Annotated in this window: 17 protein-coding genes; 15 read left to right on the top strand and 2 right to left on the bottom strand. The window is 74.1% G+C overall.

What is annotated here, in order from left to right; genetic code table 11:
* Positions 1–80: 80 nt before the first annotated feature.
* The 11 genes from rosag_RS06950 (at position 81) to rosag_RS07000 (ending at position 14,026) form a co-directional block, all read left to right on the top strand.
* The gene (locus tag rosag_RS06950) at positions 81–1,292 is read left to right on the top strand and encodes a Gfo/Idh/MocA family protein (RefSeq protein ID WP_284349335.1); all 1,212 of its coding nucleotides are present in this window, start codon (positions 81–83) and stop codon (positions 1,290–1,292) included.
* A complete protein-coding gene (locus tag rosag_RS06955) occupies positions 1,289–2,314 on the top strand; it encodes a sugar phosphate isomerase/epimerase family protein (protein WP_284349336.1) in 1,026 nt (341 codons plus the stop codon). The genes rosag_RS06950 and rosag_RS06955 overlap by 4 nt, the downstream gene beginning before the upstream one ends.
* 433 nt (positions 2,315–2,747) lie before the next feature.
* Positions 2,748–5,354, top strand: coding sequence for a prolyl oligopeptidase family serine peptidase (locus rosag_RS06960; protein WP_284349337.1), 2,607 nt, complete (start codon positions 2,748–2,750; stop codon positions 5,352–5,354).
* Between the two features lie 286 nt (positions 5,355–5,640).
* Positions 5,641–7,062: an ATP-binding protein gene (locus rosag_RS06965; protein ID WP_284349338.1), complete on the top strand. Its 1,422-nt coding sequence runs from the start codon at positions 5,641–5,643 to the stop codon at positions 7,060–7,062.
* The gene (locus rosag_RS06970; protein ID WP_284349339.1) at positions 7,059–8,714 is read left to right on the top strand and encodes an FAD-dependent oxidoreductase; all 1,656 of its coding nucleotides are present in this window, start codon (positions 7,059–7,061) and stop codon (positions 8,712–8,714) included. The genes rosag_RS06965 and rosag_RS06970 overlap by 4 nt, the downstream gene beginning before the upstream one ends.
* Positions 8,715–8,977: 263 nt before the next feature.
* Positions 8,978–9,985: a sugar ABC transporter substrate-binding protein gene (locus rosag_RS06975; RefSeq protein WP_284349340.1), complete on the top strand. Its 1,008-nt coding sequence runs from the start codon at positions 8,978–8,980 to the stop codon at positions 9,983–9,985.
* Positions 9,967–10,935: an ABC transporter permease gene (locus rosag_RS06980; RefSeq protein ID WP_284349341.1), complete on the top strand. Its 969-nt coding sequence runs from the start codon at positions 9,967–9,969 to the stop codon at positions 10,933–10,935. Before rosag_RS06975 ends, rosag_RS06980 begins: the two co-directional genes overlap by 19 nt.
* Positions 10,932–11,717, top strand: a complete 786-nt coding sequence (locus tag rosag_RS06985; protein ID WP_284349342.1) for an ATP-binding cassette domain-containing protein — start codon at positions 10,932–10,934, stop codon at positions 11,715–11,717. The genes rosag_RS06980 and rosag_RS06985 overlap by 4 nt, the downstream gene beginning before the upstream one ends.
* 234 nt (positions 11,718–11,951) lie before the next feature.
* Positions 11,952–12,347: a GxxExxY protein gene (locus tag rosag_RS06990; RefSeq protein WP_284349343.1), complete on the top strand. Its 396-nt coding sequence runs from the start codon at positions 11,952–11,954 to the stop codon at positions 12,345–12,347.
* Positions 12,348–12,416: 69 nt separating this feature from the next.
* Positions 12,417–13,232 carry a cyclase family protein gene (locus rosag_RS06995; RefSeq protein WP_284349344.1) on the top strand — a complete coding sequence of 272 codons (816 nt, stop codon included), beginning with the start codon at positions 12,417–12,419 and terminating at the stop codon, positions 13,230–13,232.
* Positions 13,233–13,234: 2 nt separating this feature from the next.
* Positions 13,235–14,026, top strand: a complete 792-nt coding sequence (locus rosag_RS07000) for a BtpA/SgcQ family protein (RefSeq protein ID WP_284349345.1) — start codon at positions 13,235–13,237, stop codon at positions 14,024–14,026.
* A gap of 18 nt (positions 14,027–14,044) precedes the next feature.
* Here the strand turns inward: rosag_RS07000 and rosag_RS07005 are convergent, their stop codons facing one another.
* Positions 14,045–14,308, bottom strand: coding sequence for a hypothetical protein (locus rosag_RS07005; RefSeq protein ID WP_284349346.1), 264 nt, complete (start codon positions 14,306–14,308; stop codon positions 14,045–14,047).
* Between the two features lie 163 nt (positions 14,309–14,471).
* Here rosag_RS07005 and rosag_RS07010 point away from each other — a divergent pair, with 163 nt between their 5' ends.
* The gene (locus rosag_RS07010; protein WP_284349347.1) at positions 14,472–15,113 is read left to right on the top strand and encodes a sigma-70 family RNA polymerase sigma factor; all 642 of its coding nucleotides are present in this window, start codon (positions 14,472–14,474) and stop codon (positions 15,111–15,113) included.
* Complete coding sequence (locus rosag_RS07015) at positions 15,110–17,719, top strand: protein kinase domain-containing protein (RefSeq protein ID WP_284349348.1); 2,610 nt, start codon at positions 15,110–15,112, stop codon at positions 17,717–17,719. Before rosag_RS07010 ends, rosag_RS07015 begins: the two co-directional genes overlap by 4 nt.
* A gap of 2 nt (positions 17,720–17,721) precedes the next feature.
* Here the strand turns inward: rosag_RS07015 and rosag_RS07020 are convergent, their stop codons facing one another.
* A complete protein-coding gene (locus rosag_RS07020; protein WP_284349349.1) occupies positions 17,722–18,417 on the bottom strand; it encodes a hypothetical protein in 696 nt (231 codons plus the stop codon).
* A gap of 323 nt (positions 18,418–18,740) precedes the next feature.
* Between rosag_RS07020 and rosag_RS07025 the strand changes: the two genes are divergently transcribed.
* Both rosag_RS07025 and rosag_RS07030 read left to right on the top strand, forming a co-directional pair.
* Positions 18,741–21,473: a CHAT domain-containing protein gene (locus rosag_RS07025; protein ID WP_284349350.1), complete on the top strand. Its 2,733-nt coding sequence runs from the start codon at positions 18,741–18,743 to the stop codon at positions 21,471–21,473.
* Entirely contained in the window at positions 21,470–24,175 is a 2,706-nt protein-coding gene (locus rosag_RS07030) for a CHAT domain-containing tetratricopeptide repeat protein (RefSeq protein WP_284349351.1), read from the top strand. The genes rosag_RS07025 and rosag_RS07030 overlap by 4 nt, the downstream gene beginning before the upstream one ends.
* Positions 24,176–24,246 lie beyond the last annotated feature (71 nt).

Below are 24,246 nucleotides of genomic sequence, written 5' to 3' on the forward strand. Positions count from 1 at the left end.
GCGGTCGCCTGGCGGGTGGCGCGCGGCGCGCCGGCATGTGATCCTCCCCGCATCACCGTCCCTCTCACATGCCGCCGTCCATGAGCGCACCGACGCCCGATCCGATGATGACCCGCAGGTTGCGCTACGGCATGGTGGGCGGCGGCCCCGGCGCGTTCATCGGCGCCGTGCACCGCCGCGCCGCGTCGCTCGACGGGCTGGCCGAGCTGGTGGCGGGCGCGTTCTCGTCGGACGCGGCGCGGTCGCGCGCGCAGGGTGCGGAGCTGGGGCTCGACCCGCGGCGCGTGTACGCGAGCTTCGAGGAGATGGCCGCGCGCGAGGCCGAGCTGCCCGAGGGCGAGCGGATCGACTTCGTGGCGATCGTCACGCCGAACCACATGCACTACGCCAACGCGCGCGCGTTCGTGGAGCGCGGCATCCACGTGGTGTGCGACAAGCCGCTGACGACGACGCTCGAGGACGCGGAGGCGCTCTGCCGCCTGGTGGCGGAGCGCGACGTGGTGTTCGCGCTCACGCATCCGTACGCGGCGTACCCGCTCGTGAAGCAGGCGCGCGCCCTGGTCGCTTCGGGCGCACTCGGCGTCGTCCGCAAGGTGATCGTCGAGTACTCGCAGGGGTGGCTCGCGACCGCGATCGAGGAGACGGGCAACCGCCAGGCGGACTGGCGCACCGATCCGGCGCGGGCGGGCGCGGGCGCGATCGGCGACATCGGCACGCACGCCGAGCATCTCGCGCGCTACGTGACGGGGCTCGAGATCGAGCGGCTGTACGCGGACGTCAGCACCTTCGTGCCCGGCCGGCGCATCGACGACGACGCGAACATGCTCGTGCACTACCGCGGCGGCGCGAAGGGGATCCTCGTCTGCTCGCAGATCTCGGTGGGCGAGGAGAACCGGCTCGCGCTGCGCGTCTACGGCACCGACGCGTCGCTGGAGTGGCACCAGCAGACGCCGAACGAGCTGCTCGTGCGCCGCGCCGACGGTCCGACGGAGCGCTTCACGCCGGGGCACGCGTTCCTGGTGCCCGAGGCGCGGCGCGGCACGCGCATGCCGCCGGGGCATCCGGAGGGATTGCTGGAGGCGTTCGCCAACATCTACGCGAACGTCGCGCGGGTGATCATGGCGCGCCGCGCGGGCGTCGCGCCCGACCCGCTGGACCTCGACTTCCCCACCGTGCAGGACGGCGCCGCGGGCGTGCACTTCGTCCACGCCGCGCTGGCGAGCGGCCGCACGCACGCCTGGGTGGACGCCGCCTACACGCCGCCGACCGCAGGAACGGGAGCCACTCGATGACCGCGAGCACGCACACGAACGCCACGCGCCCCGTCACGCTGTTCACCGGCCAGTGGGCCGACCTGCCGCTGGAGACGCTGGCCGCGAAGGCGCGCGACTGGGGCTACGACGGGCTGGAGCTCGCGAGCTGGGGCGACCACTTCGACGTCGAGCGCGCGCTCACCGAGGACGGCTACTGTGAGGAGCGGCGCGCGCTGCTGGCGCGCCACGGGCTGCAGGTGTGGGCGATCAGCAACCACCTCGTCGGCCAGGCGGTGTGCGACCGCGTGGACGAGCGGCACCGCGGCATCCTCCCGCCGCGCGTGTGGGGCGACGGCGATCCGGCGGGCGTGCAGGCGCGCGCGGCCGAGGAGATGATGCGCACCGCGCAGGCGGCGGCGCGGCTGGGCGTGCAGGTGGTGACGGGCTTCACCGGCTCGTCGATCTGGCCGCTGCTCTACAGCTTCCCGCCGGTGCCCGACGCGATGCTCGACGCGGGCTTCCGCGACTTCGCGGACCGCTGGCACCCGATCCTCGACGCGTTCGACGCGGCGGGCGTGCGCTTCGCGCTCGAGGTGCACCCGACGGAGATCGCGTTCGACATCGCGACGGCGGAGCGCGCGCTGCAGGCGCTCGGGCGGCGCGAGGCGTTCGGCTTCAACTACGACCCGAGCCACCTCGGCTACCAGGGCGTGGACTACGTGGGCTTCATCGACGCGTTCGGCGACCGGATCTACCATGCGCACATGAAGGACGTGTGGTGGTCGGACGTGCCGAAGCGCTCGGGCACCTTCGGCGGGCACCTACCGTTCGGGCATCCGGACCGCGCGTGGGACTTCCGCTCGATCGGGCGCGGGCGGATCGACTTCGAGGCGGTGGTGCGGGCGCTCAACCGCGCCGGCTACGCGGGCCCGCTGTCGGTGGAGTGGGAGGACCCGGGGATGGAGCGGGAGTTCGGCGCGCGCGAGGCGTGCGCGCACATCCGACGGGTCAACTTCGCGCCGTCGCGGATGGCGTTCGACGCGGCGTTCGCGCGGGAGTGAGGAGCGATCAGGGCTCCTCGGCGCGGACCCGAACGGCGAACGGCATTGCACGGATGAAGATCGGATAAGGTCCGATAACGACGGATGCTCCGCGTTGGACGACGTTCGTCGCCGCCACGCGGAGCATCCGTCGTTATCGGACCTTATCCGATCTTCATCCTTGCTGCCGTTGTGGTTCGGGGCCGGCGCGCCGGATCTGTTCGCCCTTTGGGGAGGATACGGATCGTCCGGATGCGCCGGATGCGCCGGATCGTCCCACATGGTGGCGACGCTCCATGCACCCGTGAGGAGCGATCCGAATGATCCGCTCCGATCCGAGGCATCCGCGTCCTCCCCATAGGTACAGACGTCCGGCGCGCCGAACGCTTGACTTGGCGCGTGCACGCCCGGTCATTCCGGGGATCGTTCCCGCCACACCCCCTGGAGGATCGTGATGCCCTCGTCCGTCCGCCCGCGGCGCGCCGCCGCCGGCGCCCTGTCGCTCGCGCTGCTCGCCGCGTCCGCCCTCGGCGCGCAGACGCCCGCGCCTCCCCCGGCGGCCACTCCCGCGGCCCCCTCCGCGCCGCGCCCCGCGCGCGTCTCCGCCGAGCAGGTCGCGCAGGCCGAGGCGGACGCGCGCTACGTGCGCCCGCCGGCGCCCATCGCCGAGTGGTTCGGGCGCGACGCGAGCTTCGCCGTGCTCGACGCGCCGGCGCCGGGCGGGCGCTGGTTCCTGGTTCCGCGCGCGACGCAGCTCTCGACGCTCGCGCTCATGTCGCGCCCGACGCTGCGCCTCGCGGAGCTGGAGATCCGCCCCGCGACCGACCGGCTCTGGCACCTCGACACGTTCGGGGTGCGCGCGCTGCAGATCTACGACCTGCAGGCGCGCCGCTTCCACGACGTCGCGCTCCCCGCGGGGACGTTCGTCAGCGACTGGACCTGGTCGCCGGACGGCGCGCGCGTGGCGTTCCTCGCGCACCGCCCCACCGGCACCGAGGTGTGGACCGCCGACGCGGCGACCGGCCGCGCGCAGCGCGTCAGCGACGCGCGCGTCCTCGCCACGCTCGGCACCTCGTCGCACGTCGACATCTCGCCCGAGGTCGAGCAGCGCCCGTCGCGCATGCTGCAGTGGACGCCCGAGGGGACGCTGCTGACGCTCGTCGTCCCCGCCGACCGCGGCGCGGAGCCGACGCAGGGGCGCGTGCCCGAGGGGCCGCGCGTGCGCCTGTCGCGTCCGACCGCCACGCCGACGCGCACCTTCTCAAACCTGCTCGGCGACACGCACGACGCGGCGCTGTTCGAGCGCTACACGCGCGCGCAGCTCGTGGAGCTGGCGCCGGGCCGCGCGCCGCGCCGGCTGGGCGAGCCGCGCATGTACGAGTCGATCGCGCTCAGCGCGGATGGGAAGCACGTGCTCGCGCGCTGGGTCGAGCGGCCGTTCTCCTTCCTCACGAGCTGGCGCGGCTTCCCCGGGAAGACGGCGGTGCTCGACCGCGCGGGCGCGGTGGTGGCGACGCTGGAGAAGCGTGCGCTGCGCGAGGGGAGCAGCGACGGGCCGGGCGGCGGTGGACAGGGCGGCGGTGGGCTGCGCGGGCTCGCGTGGCATCCGGCGGGCGCGGGGCTCGTGTACCTCAAGCGCGTGACGGGCGGCGGCGACCAGGTCGTGCTGCTGCGCGCGCCGTTCGACACCGCGAAGGGCACCGTGCTCGCCGCGAGCGAGGACCCGATCGCCGAGGTGCGCCTGGACAGCGCGGGGCGCCGCGTGTTCGGGACCGTGACGCGCACCGGGCGCCGCGCGCTCGCGTACTGGGATCGCACGCGCGGGGACTCGGGCGCGGCGCCGGCGCGCCGCATCATCGTCGGCTTCGCGCATCCGGACAGCATCCTCACCGCGCCGGGCGACCTGTGGACCGAGCGCACGCCGAACGGCATCGCGTACGCGCTCGTGTCGGCGGCGGGCGAGCCGTACCTGCAGGGCGACGGGCTGACGCGCGACTTCCGCCCGCGCCCGTTCGTGGACCGCGTGTCGCTCGCCGACACGACGCGCGCGCGCGTGTTCCAGGGAGCGGCGGACACGTGGGATCGGCCGCTCGTCGCGCTCGACGCGGACCTGAAGCGGATGATCGTCGCCCGCGAGGGGCGCGCGCTCTTCCCCGATTCGTATCTCTGGACGCCGGGCGGCGCGCTCGAGAACCTGACGCGCAACGCGAACCCGTTCCCCGAGCTGGCGAACGTGCGGCGCACGGACTTCACGTTCACGCGCCAGGACGGGCTGGAGATCCAGGGGAACATCGCGCTGCCGGTGGGCTACCGCGACGGGCAGAAGGTGCCGGCGATCTTCTGGACGTATCCACGCGAGTTCACGACGCCCGACGGCTACCGGCGCGCCGCGCTGCGCGCGCGCAACCGCAACGCCTTCCCGCACCTGACGTGGCTGCGCTGGTCGGAGCTCTGGCTGACGCAGGGCTACGCGCTGGTGTATCCCGACATCCCGATCGTCGGCGAGAACTACAACGACACCTACGTGTCGAGCATGGTGGACGCGATGTACGGCGCGATGCGCGCGGTGGAGCGCATGGGCACCGTCGACATGGACCGCGTCGGGCACGGGGGCCACAGCTACGGCGCGTTCGCGACCGCGAACCTGCTGGCGCACACGCCCTTCTTCAAGGCGGGCATCGCCGGTGACGGCGCGTACAACCGCTCGCTCACGCCGACGGGCTTCCAGGCGGAGCCGCGCAGCATCTGGGCGGCGTCGGAGACGTACCTGGAGATGTCGCCGTACTTCAAGGCCGACCAGATCCGCGCGCCGATCCTGCTGTATCACGGCGGCGACGACAACAACACGGGCACCTGGCCGCTGCAGTCCGAGCGCTTCATGCACGCGCTGACGAGCCTCGGCAAGACGGCGGCGCTGTACGTGTATCCGTACGAGTCGCACACGCCGCGGTCGATGGAGAACACGCTCGACCTGTGGGCGCGGTGGATCGACTGGTTCGACCGCTACGTGAAGAAGTCCGGCGGGCCGGCGACGACGGCGACGGCGGGCGGAGGAGACTGACGGGCGTCGGTCGCGCCGGACCCGAACGAGAACTGCAGCAAGGATTGAAATCTGAGAAGATCTGATAACGACGGATGGCTCCGGTGGCGTGCGACCGACCTCGCACCCACGCGGAGCCATCCGTCGTTATCAGACCTTATCCGATCTTCATCCTTGCAAATGCCGTTCGGGTCCGGCGCGCCGGCGCAGGACGGACGCGACTCTGGCCCCGCGCCCCGAAAAGTCGTACCGTCGCGGAGCGTGCGCGCGGGCACCAGTCGCGTGCTCCCCATCGCCCCGGCGACCCATGCCCGACGATTCGCTCCTCGAGCGCCTCGCGGCGCACCGCACCCTCGCGGCCGTGCCCCGCGAGCAGCTGGAGTGGCTGGCGCGCACCGGGCACCTGCGCGTCCTCGAGCCCGGCGACATCCTCACCGCCAGCGGGCCGCCGGTCGCCGGGCTCTACGTCGTCCTCGACGGCCACCTCTCCATCCGCGTCGACCGCGGCGCCGGCCCGCGCATCGTCATGGAGTGGCACGGCGGCGACGTCACCGGACTGCTGCCCTACTCGCGCATCAAGACGCCGCCCGGGAACGTCGTGGCCGAGCGGCGCACCGAGGTGTTCATGGTCGAGCCGCCGGACATCGCGCGCATGATCCGCGAGTGCCACGAGCTCACGGCCGTGATGGTCCACGTGATGATCGACCGCGCGCGCGTCTTCAAGTCGAGCGAGCTGCTCGACGAGAAGATGGCCTCGCTCGGCCGGCTCGCGGCGGGGCTCGCGCACGAGCTGAACAACCCCGCCTCCGCCGTCGCGCGCAGCGCCAAGACGCTGGTGGCCGAGCTGAAGCGACTCGAGGATGCGACCAAGGCCGTGTGCGAGCTCGACGTCTCGGACACGCAGTACTTCTCGATCGCCGCGCTGCGCGACGACCCTGCCACCGCGCGACGCAGCCGCTCGCCGCTGGAAGCCGCCGACCGCGAGGATGCCCTCGCCGACTGGCTCGACGACCGCGGCGTCGCCGGCGTCTCCGACGACACGCTCGCGGAGCTCGCCAGGTCGGGGTTCGGCGTCGCGGACGTGCAGGCCGTGGAGGCCAGCGTCGGCACCGGCAACGTCGGCACCGTGCTCGAGCACGTCGCGGTCGGCCACACGGTGCGCCGCCTCGCGGACGAGATCTGCAGCGCCGCGTCGCGCATCCATGCGCTCGTCGACGCGGTGAAGGGCTTCACGCACATGGACCAGCAGGCGACGCTGAAGCCGGTCGCCATCGGCCGCGGCCTCTCGGACACGATCACGATGCTCGGCGCCAAGGCGCGCGACCGGTCGGTGGCCGTGGACCTGACGATCGCGCCCGACCTGCCGCCGGTGGACGGCTACGGCGGCGAGCTCAATCAGGTGTGGGTCAACCTGCTCGACAACGCGATCGACGCCGCGCCGGGCGGCCACGTGCACGTCACCGCGGACGTGGAGCTGGGCAAGGTCGTCGTGCGCGTCGCCGACGACGGCCACGGCATCCCGGCCGAGGTGCTCGCGCGCGTCTTCGATCCGTTCTTCACCACCAAGGAGGTGGGCGCGGGCACGGGGCTCGGCCTCGACATCGCGCGCCGCATCGCGCACCGGCACCACGGCGTGATCGACGTCGCGTCGGGCGCGCAGGGCACGACGTTCAGCGTCACGCTGCCCACGTCGACGGAGCAGGAGCCGGCGCAGGAGCAGGCCTCGTGACGACCAAGCCCGTCATCCTCGCCGTCGACGACGACCGCGAGGTCCTCGGCGCCGTCGAGCGCGACCTGCGCCGGCAGTACCGCCAGCGCCACCGCATCGTCGCGGCCGCGTCGGGCGCGCAGGCGCTGGAGACCGCGCGCGAGCTGAAGCGCCGCGGCGCGCCGGTCGCGCTCTTCCTCGTCGACCAGCGCATGCCCGACATGACCGGCACGCAGCTGCTCGGCCAGCTGCGCGCGCTGTTTCCCGACACGAAGCGCGCGCTGCTGACGGCGTACGCGGACACGTCGGCCGCGATCGCGGCGATCAACGAGGTCGGCGTCGACCACTACCTGCTGAAGCCGTGGGACCCGCCGGAGCAGTGCCTGTATCCGGTGCTCGACGACCTGCTGGCCGACTGGACGGCGCACGCGGTGCTCCCGTTCGACGGGCTGCGCGTCGTCGGCTCGCGCTGGTCGCCGCAGAGCTTCGCCACGCGCGACTTCCTCTCGCGCAACCAGGTGCCGTACCAGTGGGTGGACCTGGACGAGGACGCGCAGATGCGCGCGCTCGTGCTGGAAGGGCGCGACGCGACGCCGCCGCTGCCGGTGGTGCTGCTCCAGGACGGCCGCATGCTCGTCGCGCCGAGCAACGCCGAGCTGGCGGCGACGGTCGGGCTGCAGACGGTGGCGCGTCCGTTCTACGACCTGGTGGTCGTCGGCGGCGGGCCGGCGGGGCTGGCGTGCGCGGTGTACGGCGCGTCGGAGGGGCTGAAGGTGCTGCTCGTGGAGCAGAACGCGCCCGGCGGCCAGGCCGGCACGAGCTCGATGATCGAGAACTACCTCGGCTTCCCGAACGGCGTGACGGGCGCCGACCTGGCGCGGCGCGCGGCGACGCAGGCGCGCCGCTTCGGGACGGAGATCCTCGTCGGCCACGCGGTCGTGGGGCTGCGCCGCGAGGACCCGTACCGCATCGTCGAGCTGGCGAACGGCACCGAGGTGGCGTGCCACGCGCTGATGCTGGCGTCGGGGATGGCGGCGGTGAAGGAGCTGGCGGTGCCCGGCGCCGAGCGGCTGGTGGGCGCGGGCGTGTACTACGGCGCGGCGCTGTCGGAGGCCGCGATGTACCGCGGCCAGCACGTCCACGTGCTCGGCGGCGCGAACTCGGCGGGGCAGGGCGCGCTGTTCTTCTCGCGCTACGCCGAGCGGGTGACGATGATCGTGCGCAAGCCGACGCTGTCGCCGCAGATGTCGCAGTACCTCGTGGACCGCATCGCGTACACGGCGAACATCGAGGTCGTGGGCGACTCGGAGATCACCGCGGTGTACGGCACCGACCATCTGGAGTGCCTGGATCTGCACAACGCGGAGACGGGCGAGACGCGCACGGTGCCGGCGAGCGCGCTGTTCGTGTTCATCGGCGTGGCACCGCGCACGGAGGCGTTCCGGCCGCTGGTGGCGACGGACGACAAGGGCTTCATCCTCACGGGCGCGGACGCACGCGAGGCGGCGCGCGGGTGGGGCCCGGCGCGCGAGCCGATGATGTTCGAGACGAGCGTGCCGGGCGTCTTCGCGGCGGGCGACATCCGCGCCAACGCCAACCGCCGCATCGCGGCCGCGGTGGGCGAGGGCTCGGCGGCGATCTTCTCGGTGCACCAGTACCTGCGCGGCGTGTGACCGATCGTTGCGCCGGACCCCTGCAGCTGTTGGAGAGGATGCGGATGCTTCGGATGGAACGGATCGTACGGATCGCTCCTCGGAGCGCACGGAGCGTCGTCGCCACGCGGAACGATCCGCAGCATCCGTTCAGATCCGGAGCATCCGCATCCCCCAATAGGCATAGGAGCCCGGCGCGCGGACGCGTCCCGAGGGCTCCCCCCACCGCAACCCGGGCCGTATGCTGGTGGCGTCCGCCGGTCACGCCGCCCGCACCGCCGCCCATGCGCGCCCTGCACGCCCTCCTGCTCATCGCCCTCGCCGCCTCGCTGGCCGCCGGCTGCGCGCGCGAGCAGTCCTCGCAGCCCATCATCGGCCTGATCACGAAGACCGAGACCAACCCCTTCTTCGTGAAGATGCGCGAGGGCGCGGAGGCCGCGGCGAAGGCGCGCGGCGCCCGGCTCCTCTCCGGCGCCGGCCGCAACGACGGCGACAACGCCGGCCAGGTGACCGCGATGGAGAACATGATCGCCGCCGGCGCGCGCGTCATCCTCATCACCGTCAGCGACGCGAAGGCCATCGTCCCCGCGATCGCGAAGGCGCGCCGCGACGGCATCCTCGTCATCGCGCTCGACAGCCCCACCGATCCCGTCACCGCCGTCGACGCGCTGTTCGCCACCGACAACTACCGCGCGGGGACGCTCATCGGGCAGTACGCACGCGCGGCGCTGGCCGGGAAGCCCGCGCGCATCGCGACGCTCGACCTGCTGCCCGGCCATCCCGTCGGCGCGCAGCGGCACAACGGCTTCCTCGCGGGCTTCGGCCTCGCGGCACCCGACGCCGGCAGCACGACGCTCGGCACCGCGCAGGAGGTCGTGTGCAGCGTCGACACGTACGGCGACCAGACGCGCGGCCAGACGGCGATGGAGAACTGCCTCCAGCGCGACCCCGGCATCAACGTCGTCTACACCGTCAACGAGCCGTCCGCCGCCGGCGCGCACAAGGCGCTCGTCGCGGCGGGGCGCGAGAAGGACGTGATCGTCGTCTCGGTGGACGGCGGCTGCCAGGGGGTGCGCGACGTCGGCGCGGGACACATCGCGGCCACCGCGCAGCAGTACCCGCTGCGCATGGCGGAGCTGGGCGTCGAGGCGGGCGTCGACTTCGTGAAGAGCGGGAAGAAGCCCAGTGGCTACACCGACACCGGCGTCGCGCTCGTGGCGGCGCGGCCGGTGAGCGGCGTGGAGAGCCTCGGCGTCGACGTCGGCCTGCAGCGGTGCTTCGGCGACCGCTAGGCGTCGCGCCCGCGCGCGCGCTGTCGTCCATCGGCCCGCTGCTCGCGCTGCTCGCGGCCTGCGCCTTCTTCGCCGCGCGGAGCGACCGCTTCCTCACCGGCGGCAACCTCTCGCTCGTGCTGCAGCAGGTGATGGTGGTGGGCGTGCTGGCCATCGGGCAGACGCTCGTCATCCTCACCGCCGGCGTCGACCTCGCGTGCGGCGCGATCATGGCGCTCGGCGGCATCGTCATGACGACGCTCGCGGCGCGCCTGGGCGTGCCGGTGCCGCTCGCGATCGCGGCGGGGATGGGCGTCACGACGCTGTTCGGCGTCGCGCACGGCCTGCTGATCACGAGCCTGCGCCTGCCGCCGTTCATCGTCACGCTCGGCACGCTCAACATCGCGTTCGCGCTGACGCAGCTCCACTCGCGCGGCCAGACGGTGACGGGCATCCCCGCGGCGCTGGGCGCGCTCGGCGACACCTTCCAGCTCGGCGGCACGCGCATCGTGTACGGCGCGGTGCTGATGCTCGTGCTGTATGGCGTCGCGTGGTTCGGGCTGCGCGAGACGGCCGCGGGCCGCCACGTGCACGCGGTCGGCGGCGCGCCCGAGGCGGCGCGGTTGGCGGGGATCCACACACGCGCGCTGCTGATCGGCGTCTACGCGCTGGCGGGGCTGCTGTACGGCGTGGCCGCGCTGCTGTCGGTGGCGCGCACGGGCGTCGGTGACCCGAACGCTGGCCAGACCGACAACCTCGACGCGATCACCGCGGTGGTCCTCGGCGGCACGAGCCTGTTCGGCGGGCGCGGCTCGGTGCTCGGCTCCCTCGTGGGGGCGCTGATCGTCGGCGTCTTCCGCAACGGGCTGACGCTGATGGGCGTGTCGTCGGTCTACCAGATCCTCGTCACGGGCGTGCTGGTGATCCTCGCGGTGGCGACGGACCAGCTGACGCGCGAGGGCAGACGATGAGCGGGTCGATCGTGCTCGAGGCGCGCGGCCTGGTGAAGCGCTACGGCCACGTGACCGCGCTCGACGGCGCGGACTTCGCGCTGCGCGCGGGCGAGGTGCTGGCGGTCGTCGGCGACAACGGCGCGGGGAAGTCGTCGCTGATCCGCGCGCTCTCGGGCGCGCTGCTCCCGGACGCGGGCGAGATCTTCATCGATGGACGCGCGGTGCGCTTCCGCGGCCCGATGGACGCGCGCCGCGCGGGCATCGAGACGGTCTACCAGGACCTCGCGGTCGCGCCGCAGCTGTCGATCGCGGAGAACCTCTTCCTGGGCCGCGAGCCGCGGCGCGCGGGCTTCGCGGGGCGCGTGCTGCGGATGATCGACCGGCGCCGCATGCACGCGGAGGCGGCGGCGCACCTGCGCGCGCTGCGCATCGACGTGGGCGCGACGACGCAGGCGGTGGAGACGCTCTCGGGCGGCCAGCGGCAGGGCGTGGCGGTGGCCCGCGGGGCGGCGTTCGCGCGGCACGTGGTGATCATGGACGAGCCGACCGCCGCCCTGGGTGTGAAGGAGAGCGGGATGGTGCTCGACCTGATCCGCCGCATCCGCGAGCGCGGGCTGCCGGTGGTGCTGATCTCGCACGACATGCCGCACGTGTTCGAGATCGCGGACCGGATCCACATCGCGCGCCTCGGCCGCCGCGCCGCGGTGGTCGATCCGGCGCGGATCGGCATGCGCGACGTCGTGGCCGTGATGACCGGCGCGCTGCGACCGGAGGAGCTGACTTCGGACGTTCTCGCCTGAGTCGCGCCTGGCCCGTCGGCTATTGGAGAGGATGCGGATGCTCCGGATCTGAACGGATGCTACGGATCGTCCCGCGTCGCGGCGACGCTCCACGCGCTCCGAGGAGCGATCCGTCGGATCCGCTTCATCCGCAGCATCCGCATCCCTCCAAAGGCACAGGCAACTGCGGTGGATTGCTCCCCGCTGCGTCCTGGCGGTGACTTGAAAAGGCCGCACCTGAGGCACGTTGACGGCATGCTGCGCGACGGACTCCGCGACGAGGCGCTGACCGGATCGGTCATCGGCGCATTCTACGAGGTCTACAATGTCCTCGGCTTCGGCTTGCTCGAGCAGCTCTACGGCGCGGCGCTGGAGCGGGAGCTGACCGCCCGAGGTCATCACGTCGGCCGGGAGGTGAGCGTCGCGGTGACCTACAAGGGCGAGGCGATCGGTTGCCAGCGACTCGACCTGCTGGTGGACGGACGCCTCGTCGTCGAGGTCAAGTCGACGGTCGTGCTGGCGCCCGCCGCCACCCGCCAGCTCTACAACTACCTCCATGCAACGCGCTTGAAGATCGGTCTACTACTGCACTTCGGACCCGAGCCACAGTTCTACCGCGTCGTTCGCTTGCGGGACAACCCGGGCGCTTGACGACGTCCGCGGACGGTCGCATGTATGCCGCGGACCGAAGGGCGCGCCACGAGCTCCGGAGAGTCAGGCATGCGACGACCGACGACGACCATCGCCGCGAGCGCCCTGCTGGCGGCGTGCACCGGTGGGCAGACCGCGCAGCCCGCGCCGCGGGCCGGCTTCGATCCCGCCGCCTACCGCATCGTCGACCTCACGCACGCCTTCGACGCGCGCACGCTCTACTGGCCCACGTCGCCCACCGGCTTCCGCCTCGACACGCTCGCGGCCGGGACGACGCCCGGCGGCTGGTACTACTCCGCCAACGCCTTCAGCGCGCCCGAGCACGGCGGCACCCACCTCGACGCGCCCATCCACTTCGCCGCCGGGCACGCGACCGCCGACCGCGTCGCGCTCGAGCGGCTCGTCGCACCCGCCGTCGTGATCGACGTGAGCGCCAAGGCCGCGTCCGACGCCGACTATCGCCTCACGCGCCAGGACGTCCTCGACTTCGAGGCGCGCCACGGCGCCATCAGGGCGGGCACCATCGTCCTCCTGCGCACCGGCTGGAGCGCGCGCTGGCCCGACCGCAGGCGCTACCTCGGCGACGACACCCCGAACGACGCCTCGAAGCTCCACTTCCCCAGCTTCGGCGAGGACGCCGCGCGGCTGCTCGTCGGCGAGCGGAAGGTGGGCGCGATCGGCGCCGACGTCGCGTCCATCGACTTCGGGCAGTCGAAGGACTTCGTCGTGCACCGCGTCGCCAGCGCGGCCGACGTGCCCGGCCTCGAGAACCTCACCGCGCTCGACGCGCTGCCGCCCACCGGCGCGACCGTGATCGCGCTGCCGATGAAGATCGCCGGCGGCTCCGGCGGGCCGCTGCGCGCGATCGCGCTCGTGCCGCGGTGAGCGTGTTCGCGTCGCCCAAGCCCGTGATCGCGATGGTGCACGTCGGCGCGCTCCCCGGCACGCCGGCCGCGCGCGAGTCGCTGCGCGAGCTGGAGGCGCGCGCGGTGGCCGAGTGCGCGATCTACCGCGACGCGGGCGTGCACGGCGTCGCGCTCGAGAACATGCACGACGTCCCCTACCTGCGCGGCGGCGTCGGCCCCGAGATCACCGCCGCGATGACCGTGCTCGCGCTCGCGGTGAAGGGCGCGAGCGGGCTCCCGTGCGGCATCCAGATCCTCGCCGGCGCCAACCACGAGGCGATGGCCGTCGCGCACGCCGCGGGGCTCGACTTCGTGCGCGTCGAGGGCTTCGCGTTCGCGCACGTCGCCGACGAGGGCACGATCCAGTCGTCCGCCGCGTCGCTGCTGCGCTTTCGCCGGCACATCGGGGCCGAGCGGGTGCAGGTGTGGGCCGACGTGAAGAAGAAGCACGCGTCGCACGCCATCACCGCCGACGTCGGGATCGGCGAGACCGCCGCTGCGGCCGCCTTCATGCGCGCGGATGCCGTCATCGTCACCGGCTCCGCGACGGGCCAGGAAGCCAGCGTCGACGACGTGGCCGAGGTGCGCCGCCACTGCGCGGTGCCGCTCTATCTGGGCTCCGGCATCACCGCCGCGAACCTCGCCCGCTACCACGATGCGGCGGACGGCTTCATCGTCGGCTCGGCGCTGAAGGAGGACAGACGGTGGGACGCGCCCGTCGATCCGCGGCGCGTGGGCGCGCTCATGGCGGCGCACGCGCGCTGCGGCGGGTGAGCCGTTGCCTGGCCGTCGCTAGAGCGTGGGCCGTGCCCGCGGCACGATCACGGGACTGACGTGCGCGGCCATCGGCCGCTGCGGTGCCGGGCGCATGCGCTCGCGCCACGTGTTGAGCCCGGTCTCGTCGTCGATGCGCCGTCGGTCGTCGACGTTCGCCGTGGCGGCCGCCGTGCCGTCGGGCCGCGGCGCGGGCGCCGGAGACGTGGGGTCGCTACCGCACGCGGCGGCGAGCAGGGCAGCGAGCACGGACGGGGTGAGGAAACGGCGAGTGGTCGACATGGGATGGGTCCTCCGAAGTCGGTTCCCGAGCATTCCCGGTCTCACGAAGAGCCGCGGAAAGCGCGCGGAGATCGGCTCACCGGATGGCCCGCCGGATTGACCGCCGCTCCGGGGCTTCCTATGCTCGGGGCGCGCGGCGCGTCCACGAGCGGTCAGGTGTGCCATGGTCCTCCCTCCGCACTCGCCATCGGAGCGCACGTCCGACTCGGGGCCAGTCGCCCCGCCGGGCAGCGTCACCGAGCGGCTCCTCGCCTGGGGCGCCGGCGACGCGTCCGCCTTCGATGCGCTCCTGCCCACGGTGTATGCCGAGCTGCGTCGACAGGCGCGGCGCGCGCTGCGTCGCGAGTCCGTGGGTAACACGCTCGAGCCGACGGCGCTCGTCCACGAGGCGTACCTGCGGCTCGCCGGGCAGGAGCGCGGACAGTGGCGAAGCCGCGAGCAGTTCTTCGGGATCGCCGCGCAGCTCATGCGTCGCATCCTCGTCGATCACGCCCGCGCCCGGCATGCGGCCAAGCGCGGCGGCGCGCAGCGCGTGTGCGTGACGCTGGCGGACGGCGACGCATCCGGCGGACCCGACGCCGAGGAGCCGCGCGTCGATCTCCTCGCCCTGCACGACGCGCTCTCGCGCCTGGCGGCGTTCGACGCGCGACAGGCTCACGTCGTGGAGCTGCGCTACTTCGGCGGCCTGACGATCGACGAGACGGCCGCCGCCCTCGGCCTGTCGCCGGCCACGGTCAAGCGCGAGTGGGCGGTCGCGCGCGCCTGGCTGCGACGCGAGCTCGCCGGCGACGCGAGCGGCGGGTGAGCGAGCCCGCGCGCCCGCCGCTGCCTCCCGTGCGCTGGCAGGAGGTCAAGGCGATCGTCGCGGCCGCGCTGGAGCGTCCGCCCGCCGAGCGTGCCGCACACGTCGCGCAGGCCTGCGCCATCGATGAGGAGCTGCGGCGCGAGGTGGAATCGCTCCTGCGCGCGCACGAGGCGGCCGGCGCGTTCCTGGAGCGTCCGGCGATCGAGGACGCCGGGCATGCGCCGCTGGCCGATGCGGACGACGAGGACGCGGCGCTCGCCGCACGCCTCGCCGCCGCGCTCGCGGACCGCTACGCGATCGAGCGGGAGCTTGGCGGCGGCGGCATGGCGCGCGTCTACGTCGCGACGGAGCGCGCGCTCGGTCGCCGCGTCGTCGTCAAGCTGCTCTCGTCCTCCACGGCCGCCGGGCTCTCCGTCAGCCGCTTCAGGCGCGAGATCGCGCTCGCGGCCCGCCTGCAGCATGCCAACATCGTCCCGCTCCTGGCCGCCGGCGAGGCGGACGGGCTGCCGTACTACACGATGCCCTACGTCGAGGGGCTCTCGCTTCGCGCGCGCCTGCAGCGCGGCGACGCGATCGGCGTGGGCGAGGTGGTCTCCATTCTCCACGACGTGTCGCGCGCGCTCGCGTACGCGCACGCCCACGGCGTCGTGCACCGCGACATCAAGCCGGACAACGTGCTGGTGGCCGGCGGCTCCGCCGTCGTGACGGACTTCGGCATCGCGAAGGCGCTCTCCACGGCGCGCACCACCTCGGCGGAGCACGCCCGCGACGACCGCGAGACGCTCACGCAGCACGGGACGACGCTCGGCACGCCGGCCTACATGGCGCCGGAGCAGCTCGCGGGCGAGGCGGCGGTGGACGAGCGCGCGGACGTGTACGCGCTCGGCTGCACCGCGTACGAGCTGCTCACCGGGCATCCACCCTTCCACGGCTACGCGACGCGTCAGCTTCTCGCGGCACACCTCACGGAGCGGCCCGCGCCGGTCGCCGATGCGCGCCCCGACGTACCGTCGGCGCTCGCCGCGCTGGTGACACGCTGTCTCGAGAAGGATCCCGCGCGCCGCCCCTCGGCCGCCGAGCTCGCGCAGGCGCTCGACGCGGGGATCGCGGTCGACGCCGGACCACGGCGCGACGCCGACCGCCCGCGCACGCGGCTGGCATTCGCCGCTGCCGCGCTGGCCCTCGCGGCCGCCGGTGGGCTCTTCACGTCCGTCCGCGACCGGACCCGCGGCGCGGGCATCCGGCTGCGCACCATCGCGGTACGCCCGCTGACGCACCTGGGTGGCGACACGGCCGACGCGTACTTCGTCACGGGCCTCGCCGACGAGCTGACGAACGCGCTCGCCAAGATCGACGGACTGCGGGTCACGCCGCCGGGCGCGGGTAGCGCGGCGAGCGGCGCGGGCGCGCGCGAGCTGGCGCGCATGCTCGGCGTCGAGACGCTGCTCGACGGCAGCGTGCAGCGCGCGGGCGACCGGTTGCGCGTGCGCGTGCGCCTGGTGAGCGGCGACGACGGGCACGTGCTCTGGTCGCACGAGTACGACGATCGGGTCGCCGACCTCCTCGCCGTGCAGCGGGACGTCGCCGACTCGGTCGCGGCGAGCCTGCGCGTGACGCTCAGCGGGACCACGCAGGCGCGCGTCGCGCGCGCGTCGGGGACGCGTGACGCGGACGCCTACCTGCTGTACCTGCAGGGGCGCCACGCGGCGGCACGGTACACCGAGGCGGACCTGCGGCGCGGCATCGCGCTCTATCATCAGGCGATCGGCCGCGACTCGGGCTTCGCGCGCGCGTGGGCCGGCGTGGCCGACGCCTGGGTGAGCCTCTCGGGCGACTTCGTCCCGGCGCCCGAGGCGCTGCCGGCGGCGCGGCAGGCCGCGCACCGCGCGCTCGCGATCGACTCGTCGCTCACGGAGGCGCACGTCGCGCTCGGGAACGTGCTGCTCGCGAGCTGGGACGCGGCCGGCGCCGCCCGCGCGTTCGCCCGCGCGGTGTCGCTCGAGCCGCATGCGGCGGCGGCGCACTACTACGCCGCGTCGGCACTGCTCGCGCAGGGTCGGCTCGACGAGGCGCTGGCGCACGCCGACACCGCCCGCCGCCTGGAGCCCGCACAGGCCGCATATCTGACGGCCGTCGCGCTGGTGCAGCTGCGTGCGGGGCAGCTCGACTCCGCCGTCGCCACCGCGCGCCGCGCGCAGGCGCTGGACTCCGCCTTCACCTATGCGGCCACCGTGCTCGGTGACGCGCTGCGGCTTCGGGGTGCGGCTCGCGAGGCGCTGGACGCCTACGCGAGCCGCGGCCCGGCACAGACGGCATACGATCTCGTCGGCCCCGCGCTGGCGCGCGTGGCGCTCGGCCAGCCCGATGAGGCGCGGCGCACCGTGCGGGAGATCGTCGCGCTCGGCACCCGCCAGCACGTGCCCGCCGACGCGGTCGCCATGGTCCACGCGCACCTCGGCGCGCGGGACAGCGCGTTCGCGTGGCTCGAGCGCGCGCTCGCATCGCGGACCGCCGCGCTCATCGCGCTGCCGGTGGATCCGGACTGGGGCCCACTGCGCGGCGATCCGCGGTTCGCCGCGCTCGTGCGCCGCGTCGTGCCGCGCTGACGTCAGGACCGGCGCTTGAGCGCGGCCAGCTCGCGCTTCGGCTGGTCCCAGCGCGGCGCGGCGCTCACGACCTCACGCAGCAGCCGCGCGGCGGTGTCCGCGTCGCCGGCCGCGCGCGCGGCGACCGCCCGCGAGTAGAGCGACATCGCGACGAGCGGCACGGGCGGCCGGGGCGGCCGGAACACCGGGCCTCCACCTCGCCTGAGCGTGCCCGCCGGCGGCGGGACCAGGTCCAGCGCCTCCGTCACCGCGTCGGCGAGATCGTCCACGAGTCGCGGGACCTCGTCAGATGCCACGGCGAGCGTGTCCAGCGCGACGACCGTCGAGTCGCGGAGGCGAAGGACGCGCGCCGTCACGCGCACGCTGTCGCCGACGCGCAGGATCTCGCCGTGCACGGCATGGCTCGCCGGCGTCGCCGGCGTCGCTGGCGCGGGCGCGATGCGGATCCGGGAGTCGGCGACGAGCGCGGATTCCAGCAGCGCCGCGATCCCGGGCGCGATGGTCACGCTGTCGGCGCGCGTCGCGGCGGGGTGCACCACCAGCGGGAGCACGGCGACGACGGCGCGCCGCGCCTGCTGAGCGCCGGCCGACGCCGGAGCCGCGGTCTGCGATGCGGCCAGCGCGGCGAGCAGCACGACGCCTGTCGCGGCCGAGCGGTGCGCCGACGCGAGGGTCGGGGACGAGGGATGGCCTGGCACGAGTCGGCTCCTGCGAGGTGGCGCGCCCCGGCATGGTCGGCACGCATCTCACTATGCAGTACCGCGTGATGCCGCGACATACCGGCTCACGGGCCATGCGGCGTGTCGCGGTTGGCGTGCTGAACCTTCGCGGCGCCCGTCGTTGACACGACCGGCAGGCCGGTGAGAATTGGCCGACCGGCCTCCGGCACTGCGCGCACGCTCGCGCCGCCGCACGATGCCATCGGTGAGCCAGTGCGGGGACGGATCGCGCGGAGCAGTGGTGGGACCGCCGGCGCGTGAGGAGCCGGACCGTTGTGCATCGCGGAGCGAGGAGGTACGCCATGCGATGGCACGTGCTCGTGCGCGCGGCAGTCGTGCTTTGTCTCGCGGCGCCGCTGGTCTCGCAGGCGCAGCCCCCGTCGACCGCGCTCGCCGACAGCGCGCGCCGGCTCGATTCGCTCGCGACGGCGATCTTCTCACAGGGCACCCCGGAGCGTCGCCAGCGTGGAGCGCGGATGCTCGCCGAGGCTGCCGACCTGTTCGGACGATCCGGCGACCGCCGGCGGCAGGGAGCGACCCTGCTACGACTCGCGCGACTGCACGACCACGGTGACACGTCGCGCGTCCATCTCCACGCGTCACTCGTCGTTGCGCGCGAGGCAGGCGACCGCGACACCGAGAGCCAGGTCCTGCTGGAGCTCGCGTATCGTCAGATGAGGCTCGGGCAGGCCGACTCGGCGCTGCTGCTGCTCCAGTCGGCGGTGCAGCTGACGCGGACGCTCGGCGTGGAGCACGACCCGACCCATGGCCTGGCGATCTACTGGCTGGCGCACGTCTCGTGGCGGCTTGGCCAGCTCGATTCGGCCGAGGCGTACTACTGGGAGGCCGTCAGGGGTGCCCGTACCGTCGGGGATCACGTGGCCGACGGGCGGGCCATCGGCGATCTCGGCAACATCCACGCACACCGGGCACGTTTCGATTCGGCGCTCGTGTACTTTCACGCCGCCCGCGAGAGCTTTCGCGCGGCTGGGGAGCGCGCGATGGAGGCCACGTGGCTGAACAACATCGGAACCACGCACTTGGCGTTGGGCCGCGCCGATTCGGCACTCTGGTACTACAGCACCGCGCTTCCGATCGCCCGGGAGCACGGGCACCGGCCGCTGGAAGGCGCGCTGCTCTCCGGCCTGGGCGACGTTCACGAGCAGGTCGGCCGTAAGGATTCCGCCGCCGCCAACTTCCGTCGCGCCGCCGAGATCGCGCATGTGGTCGGCGTGCGCGGAGACGAGGGGCAGGCGCTCACCTCTCTCGGCCGCGTCCAGCGCGATCTCGGCCAGCCCGACTCTGCGCTGCAGACGCTCCGTCGCGCGCTCGACCTGCTGCGGGCCGCCGGCTACCGGATGTACGAGGCGGATGCGCTCGACGTGCTGGCAGGGACGCATGACGTCATGGCGCGGGCCGATTCCGCGGACGCCGCGTACCGCGAGGGGCTGCGCGTCGCGCGGGCTGGCCGCTACGCGCTGCAGGAGGAGACGTTGCTCCGTCACCTCGGCGATCACTACAGGGGCGTTGCAGGTCGATCCGATCTGGCACGTGCGGTGGCCTACTTCGATTCCGCGGCCGCGGTCCGGTCGTTCATCACGGCCACGGCAGGCAGTGACAGCCGACGCGTGAGCTTCGCGGAGACCGGTGTCGAGCTCTACGACCACTGGGCGCTGGCGTGGCTCGCGCGCGCGCCGGAAGTCGGCGAGGAGCAGAGCGTGCTGGCCGCGCTAGCGGTCACCGAGCGGGGGCGCGCGCAGGCGCTGCTGGAGCTCATGCGGCGTGGCGTCGGTGGCGACTCCACGAGCATGGCGCGGGTGCGCACGCTCACGCGTCGCGACGGCGTGGATGCCGTCGCGGAGGGGCGCGCACTCGTGGCCGCGATCCGCACGTCCGGAGCCCCGGTGCTCACGTACCTCGCGACGGCGGACACGCTGCTCGCCTGGCTGGTGCTTCCCTCGGGCGAGGTGGCGATGCACCGGCAGGCGCTCGCGCGCGACTCCGTCGCGCGGCTGGTCGCCGACTTCCGTGCGGGCATCGGGGCGGACGAGGTGGCGACGCGCGCGCGGTCGATCCTCGACGCGAGCGATGCGCCGACGCACGCGACTGCGGCGCCGACACTCGCGCGGCGTGGCAGGACCACGCGCGCTTCCGTCCGCGCGCTTGCCGACGTGCTGCTCCCGCCGACCATCGCGCGGAAGCTCCCCGCGTCGGGGCCGCTCGTCGTCATCCCACAGGGTCAGGTGGCGCTGACGCCGTTCGTCGCGCTGCCATCCGTCGCGGCGCGCGGAATCGGAGAGCCGCTGGGCGCGCGCCACGCCATCCGCTACGCGCCGTCGATCGAGACGATGCGTGCCACCGACGCGGCACCGACGACGCGGACGAGCGTCGCGCTCGTGGTCGGGAACCCGGTCATGCCCAGCGTGCGCCTGCCGAGCGGCCGGACCGCGCGGCTGCCGGCGCTGCCGGGCGCGGCGCGCGAGGGGCAGTGGATCGCGCGTGCGCTCGGCGTCGCGCCGCTCACGGGCGCCGCCGCGACCGAACGGGCCGTGCTGGCGCGACTCGGCGACGCCGGCGTCGTGCACCTCGCGACGCATGGCTTCGCGTACAGCTCCGACGCGCGCGCGCTCGACTCGTTCGTCGCGCTGGCCGCCGACTCCGCCGACACGCGGGCGAACAACGGGCTCCTGACGGTGGGCGAGATCCTCGACGCGGGACCGCGGCTCGTGGCCGATCTGGTCGTGCTGAGCGCCTGTCAGACGGCGCTCGGGAACCTCAAGCAGGCCGAGGGCACGGTGGGGCTGCAGCGCGCCTTCCTGGCGAAGGGCGCGCGCAGCGTGCTGGTGAGCCTGTGGAGCGTGTCGGACGCGGCGACGGAGCTGCTGATGCGGCGCTTCTACACGCACTGGCTGCGCGACGCGGACCGCCCGGGCAAGGCCGAGGCACTGCGTCGCGCGCAGCGTGACGTGCGTGCGACGCCGCGCTTCGCGGAGCCGCGCTACTGGGCCGCGTTTCAACTGGTGGGTGCGCAGTGACGGCGCGCGCGACGCTGGTGACGGCGCTCGTCGCGCTGGCGCTCGGGATGGCGGGCGACCCGGCCGCCAGCATGGCGCAGGCGACGACTGCGAGCCTCTCCGACAGCGCGCGCCGGCTCGACTCGCTCGCCATGGCCCTCCGCCAGCCGCCGCTGCCGGCGAACCGCCGCCGCGCCGTGGAGCTGTGGACCGACGCGGCGGCGCTCTACCGGCAGCTCGGGGATCGTGCGCGCGAGGGCGCGATGCTGCGCAACGCCGCGCTGCGCCACACGAGCGCCGACACGGCGGCGACCTACCTGCACGCGGCCCTCGGCCTCGCACGCCAGGCAGGCGACCGGGCGGGCGAGGGCCGGGCGCTCTTCCACCTCGGGGCCAACGCCTTCGCGCGGGGACAGTTCGACTCCGCCGGCGCCCTCCTGCCGCGCGCCGCGCAGATCGCGCGCGAGGTCGGGGAGCGCTGGAGCGAGCGGGCCGTGGTGTTCCACGCCATGGGATGGATGCTGTGGCAGCTCAGCGACCTCGATGCCGCGGACGCCAGCCTGCGCGATGCGCTCGCGCTCGTGCGTCGGGTGGGCGACCGTCGCGCCGAGTCGGCGGCCCTCGGCGACATCGGCAACGTCTTCGCCCAGCGTGGCCGCCACGACTCCACGTTCGCGTACTTCCAGGCCGCGCTGGACGTCGTGCGAGCCATCGGCGACAAGGGGGGAGAGGCGCTCTGGCTGTACAACCTGGGTGCCCTGCACGAGGAGCTCGGTCGTCCCGATTCGGCGCTCGTGTACCTTCGGTCGAGCCTCGCGCTCGCGCGCGGCGCGGGCCGGACGCACATGACGGCCGCCTCGCTCAACGGCATCGGGAACGTCCTGCGCGATCTCGGGCGCCCCGACTCAGCGCTCGTGGCCCTGCGCGAGGCGGAGCAGGTGGCGCGCACCCACCAGCACCCCGACGTGCTCGCCGAGATCCTGCGGAACCTCGGCAAGCAGGAGCAGCTGCAGCACCGGTGGGACGCCGCGCGTGCGCGCTTCCAGGAGGCGCACGACCTCTATCGCGGCGTCGGGCGGGCGCCGGGCGTGGCCTCGACGCTGGCCGCCATCGCCGAGCTCCACGAGGCCGTCGGCCGCCTCGACTCGGCGCGCATCGCATATGACGAGGGGCTCGCGCTCGCGCGAGCGTCGCAGAAGCCCGCCACGGAGGCCGAGATCCTGCGGAACCTCGGCGCGCTCCACGCACGCGTGGGCGACCGTCAGGCGCTCGCGCGCGCGGTGGCCCACTTCGACTCGGCGGCCGCCATCCGCGGTGCGCTGCTCGTGCGCGTGGGGACCGACGCGTCGCGCGTGAGCTTCGCGGAGACCGGCACCGGCCTGTTCGAGCGCTGGGCGCTGGCGTGGCTCGCGCGCGCGCCCGAGATCGGAGAGCGGGAGAGCGCCCTCGCGGCGCTCGCGGTGGCCGAGCGCGGGCGCGCGCAGGCGCTGCTCGAGCTGCTGCGTCGCGGCGAAGGCGCGGAGGCCGTGCGGCGGCGCCTCGGTACGGAACGCAGTGATACGCCCGGCGCGGACCTCGTGCGGGAGGGCGAGCGGATCGCCGCGACGGCGCGCGCGACCGGCGCGCCCGTGCTCGCGCTGCTCTCCACGCCGGACACGCTCGTCGGCTGGCTCGTGCTCCCCTCCGGCGAGGTCACCGTGGCGCGGCAGTCGATCGGTCGCGACTCCATCGGCCAGCTGGTGACGGCGGTGCGTGCGGCGCTCGGCGTCGACGAGGGGGGCGCACGCGCGCTGCGTGCGGTGGAGCCGTCGACGCGACGTGTCGGGCGTCGGGCGACCGCGGCGATCGGTCGGCTCACTGGCTTCACCCTTCCCGTCGAGCTGACGCGTCGCCTCTCCACTGCGGGCGATCTCGTGATCGTGGCAAGCGGGCCGCTCGCGCTCGTGCCGTTCGCGGCGCTGCCGCTCGGTCCGGCGGGCGAGCCGCTGGGCGTGCGTCACGCGGTGCGCTATGCGCCGTCGATCGCGACGCTCGGCGTGATGCAGGCGTCCGCGGGCGGGATCGCGGCGCGGCGCGACGCCATCGGGAGCGCGCTCGTGGTCGGCAATCCGCTGATGCCGAGCGTTCGCTCGTCGACCGGGCGCACGCTGCGCCTGCCCGCCCTCCCTGCCGCGGAGCGCGAGGCGCGCTGGGTGGCCGACATGCTGCGCGCGTCGCCGCTCACCGGCCGAGACGCGACGGAGCGCGCGGTCCGCGACCGCCTCGCCGCTTCGCCGGTGGTCCACCTGGCGACGCACGGCTTCGCGTTCAGCGCGGAGGCGCGCTCGCTCGACTCGTTCGTCGCGTTCGCGCCCGATTCGGCATCGGATGGCCTGCTCACCGTGGGCGAGGTGCTCGGCGACGCGTCGCGACTCACGGCGGAGCTGGTGGTCCTCAGCGCGTGCCAGACCGGCATGGGGAACCTGCAGCAGGCCGAGGGCACCGTCGGATTGCAGCGCGCCTTCCTCGCGCGCGGCGCGCGCAGCGTGCTGGTGAGCCTGTGGAGCGTGAGCGACGACGCCACCGAGCTGCTGATGCGCCGCTTCTACTCGCACTGGCTGCGCGACGCGGACGCGCCGGGCAAGGCCGAGGCGCTGCGTCGGGCGCAGCGCGACGTGCGTGCGACGCCGCGCTTCCGTGCGCCGCGCTACTGGGCCGCGTTCCAGCTGGTCGGCGCGTCGTAGCTCCCGTGCGGCGCGCGACGATGGCCGACCGCCTCGCGCGACCGTAGCTTGACGCTCCCCGGCCCAGCGAC

Origin of the sequence: Roseisolibacter agri, from assembly GCF_030159095.1 — a bacterium.
In the GTDB taxonomy this organism is placed as follows: Bacteria; Gemmatimonadota; Gemmatimonadetes; order Gemmatimonadales; family Gemmatimonadaceae; genus Roseisolibacter; species Roseisolibacter agri.

Bases quoted from the DNA above. Each gene is read 5' to 3' on its own strand.
- rosag_RS06965 (WP_284349338.1), top strand. From the start codon at position 5,641: ATGCCCGACGATTCGCTCCTCGAGCGCCTCGCGGCGCACCGCACCCTC.
- rosag_RS06950 (WP_284349335.1), top strand. From the start codon at position 81: ATGAGCGCACCGACGCCCGATCCGATGATGACCCGCAGGTTGCGCTAC.
- rosag_RS07010 (WP_284349347.1), top strand. From the start codon at position 14,472: ATGGTCCTCCCTCCGCACTCGCCATCGGAGCGCACGTCCGACTCGGGG.
- rosag_RS07025 (WP_284349350.1), top strand. From the start codon at position 18,741: ATGCGATGGCACGTGCTCGTGCGCGCGGCAGTCGTGCTTTGTCTCGCG.
- rosag_RS06975 (WP_284349340.1), top strand. From the start codon at position 8,978: ATGCGCGCCCTGCACGCCCTCCTGCTCATCGCCCTCGCCGCCTCGCTG.
- rosag_RS06990 (WP_284349343.1), top strand. From the start codon at position 11,952: ATGCTGCGCGACGGACTCCGCGACGAGGCGCTGACCGGATCGGTCATC.
- rosag_RS06955 (WP_284349336.1), top strand. From the start codon at position 1,289: ATGACCGCGAGCACGCACACGAACGCCACGCGCCCCGTCACGCTGTTC.
- rosag_RS06985 (WP_284349342.1), top strand. From the start codon at position 10,932: ATGAGCGGGTCGATCGTGCTCGAGGCGCGCGGCCTGGTGAAGCGCTAC.
- rosag_RS06995 (WP_284349344.1), top strand. From the start codon at position 12,417: ATGCGACGACCGACGACGACCATCGCCGCGAGCGCCCTGCTGGCGGCG.
- rosag_RS07005 (WP_284349346.1), bottom strand. From the start codon at position 14,308: ATGTCGACCACTCGCCGTTTCCTCACCCCGTCCGTGCTCGCTGCCCTG.
- rosag_RS06960 (WP_284349337.1), top strand. From the start codon at position 2,748: ATGCCCTCGTCCGTCCGCCCGCGGCGCGCCGCCGCCGGCGCCCTGTCG.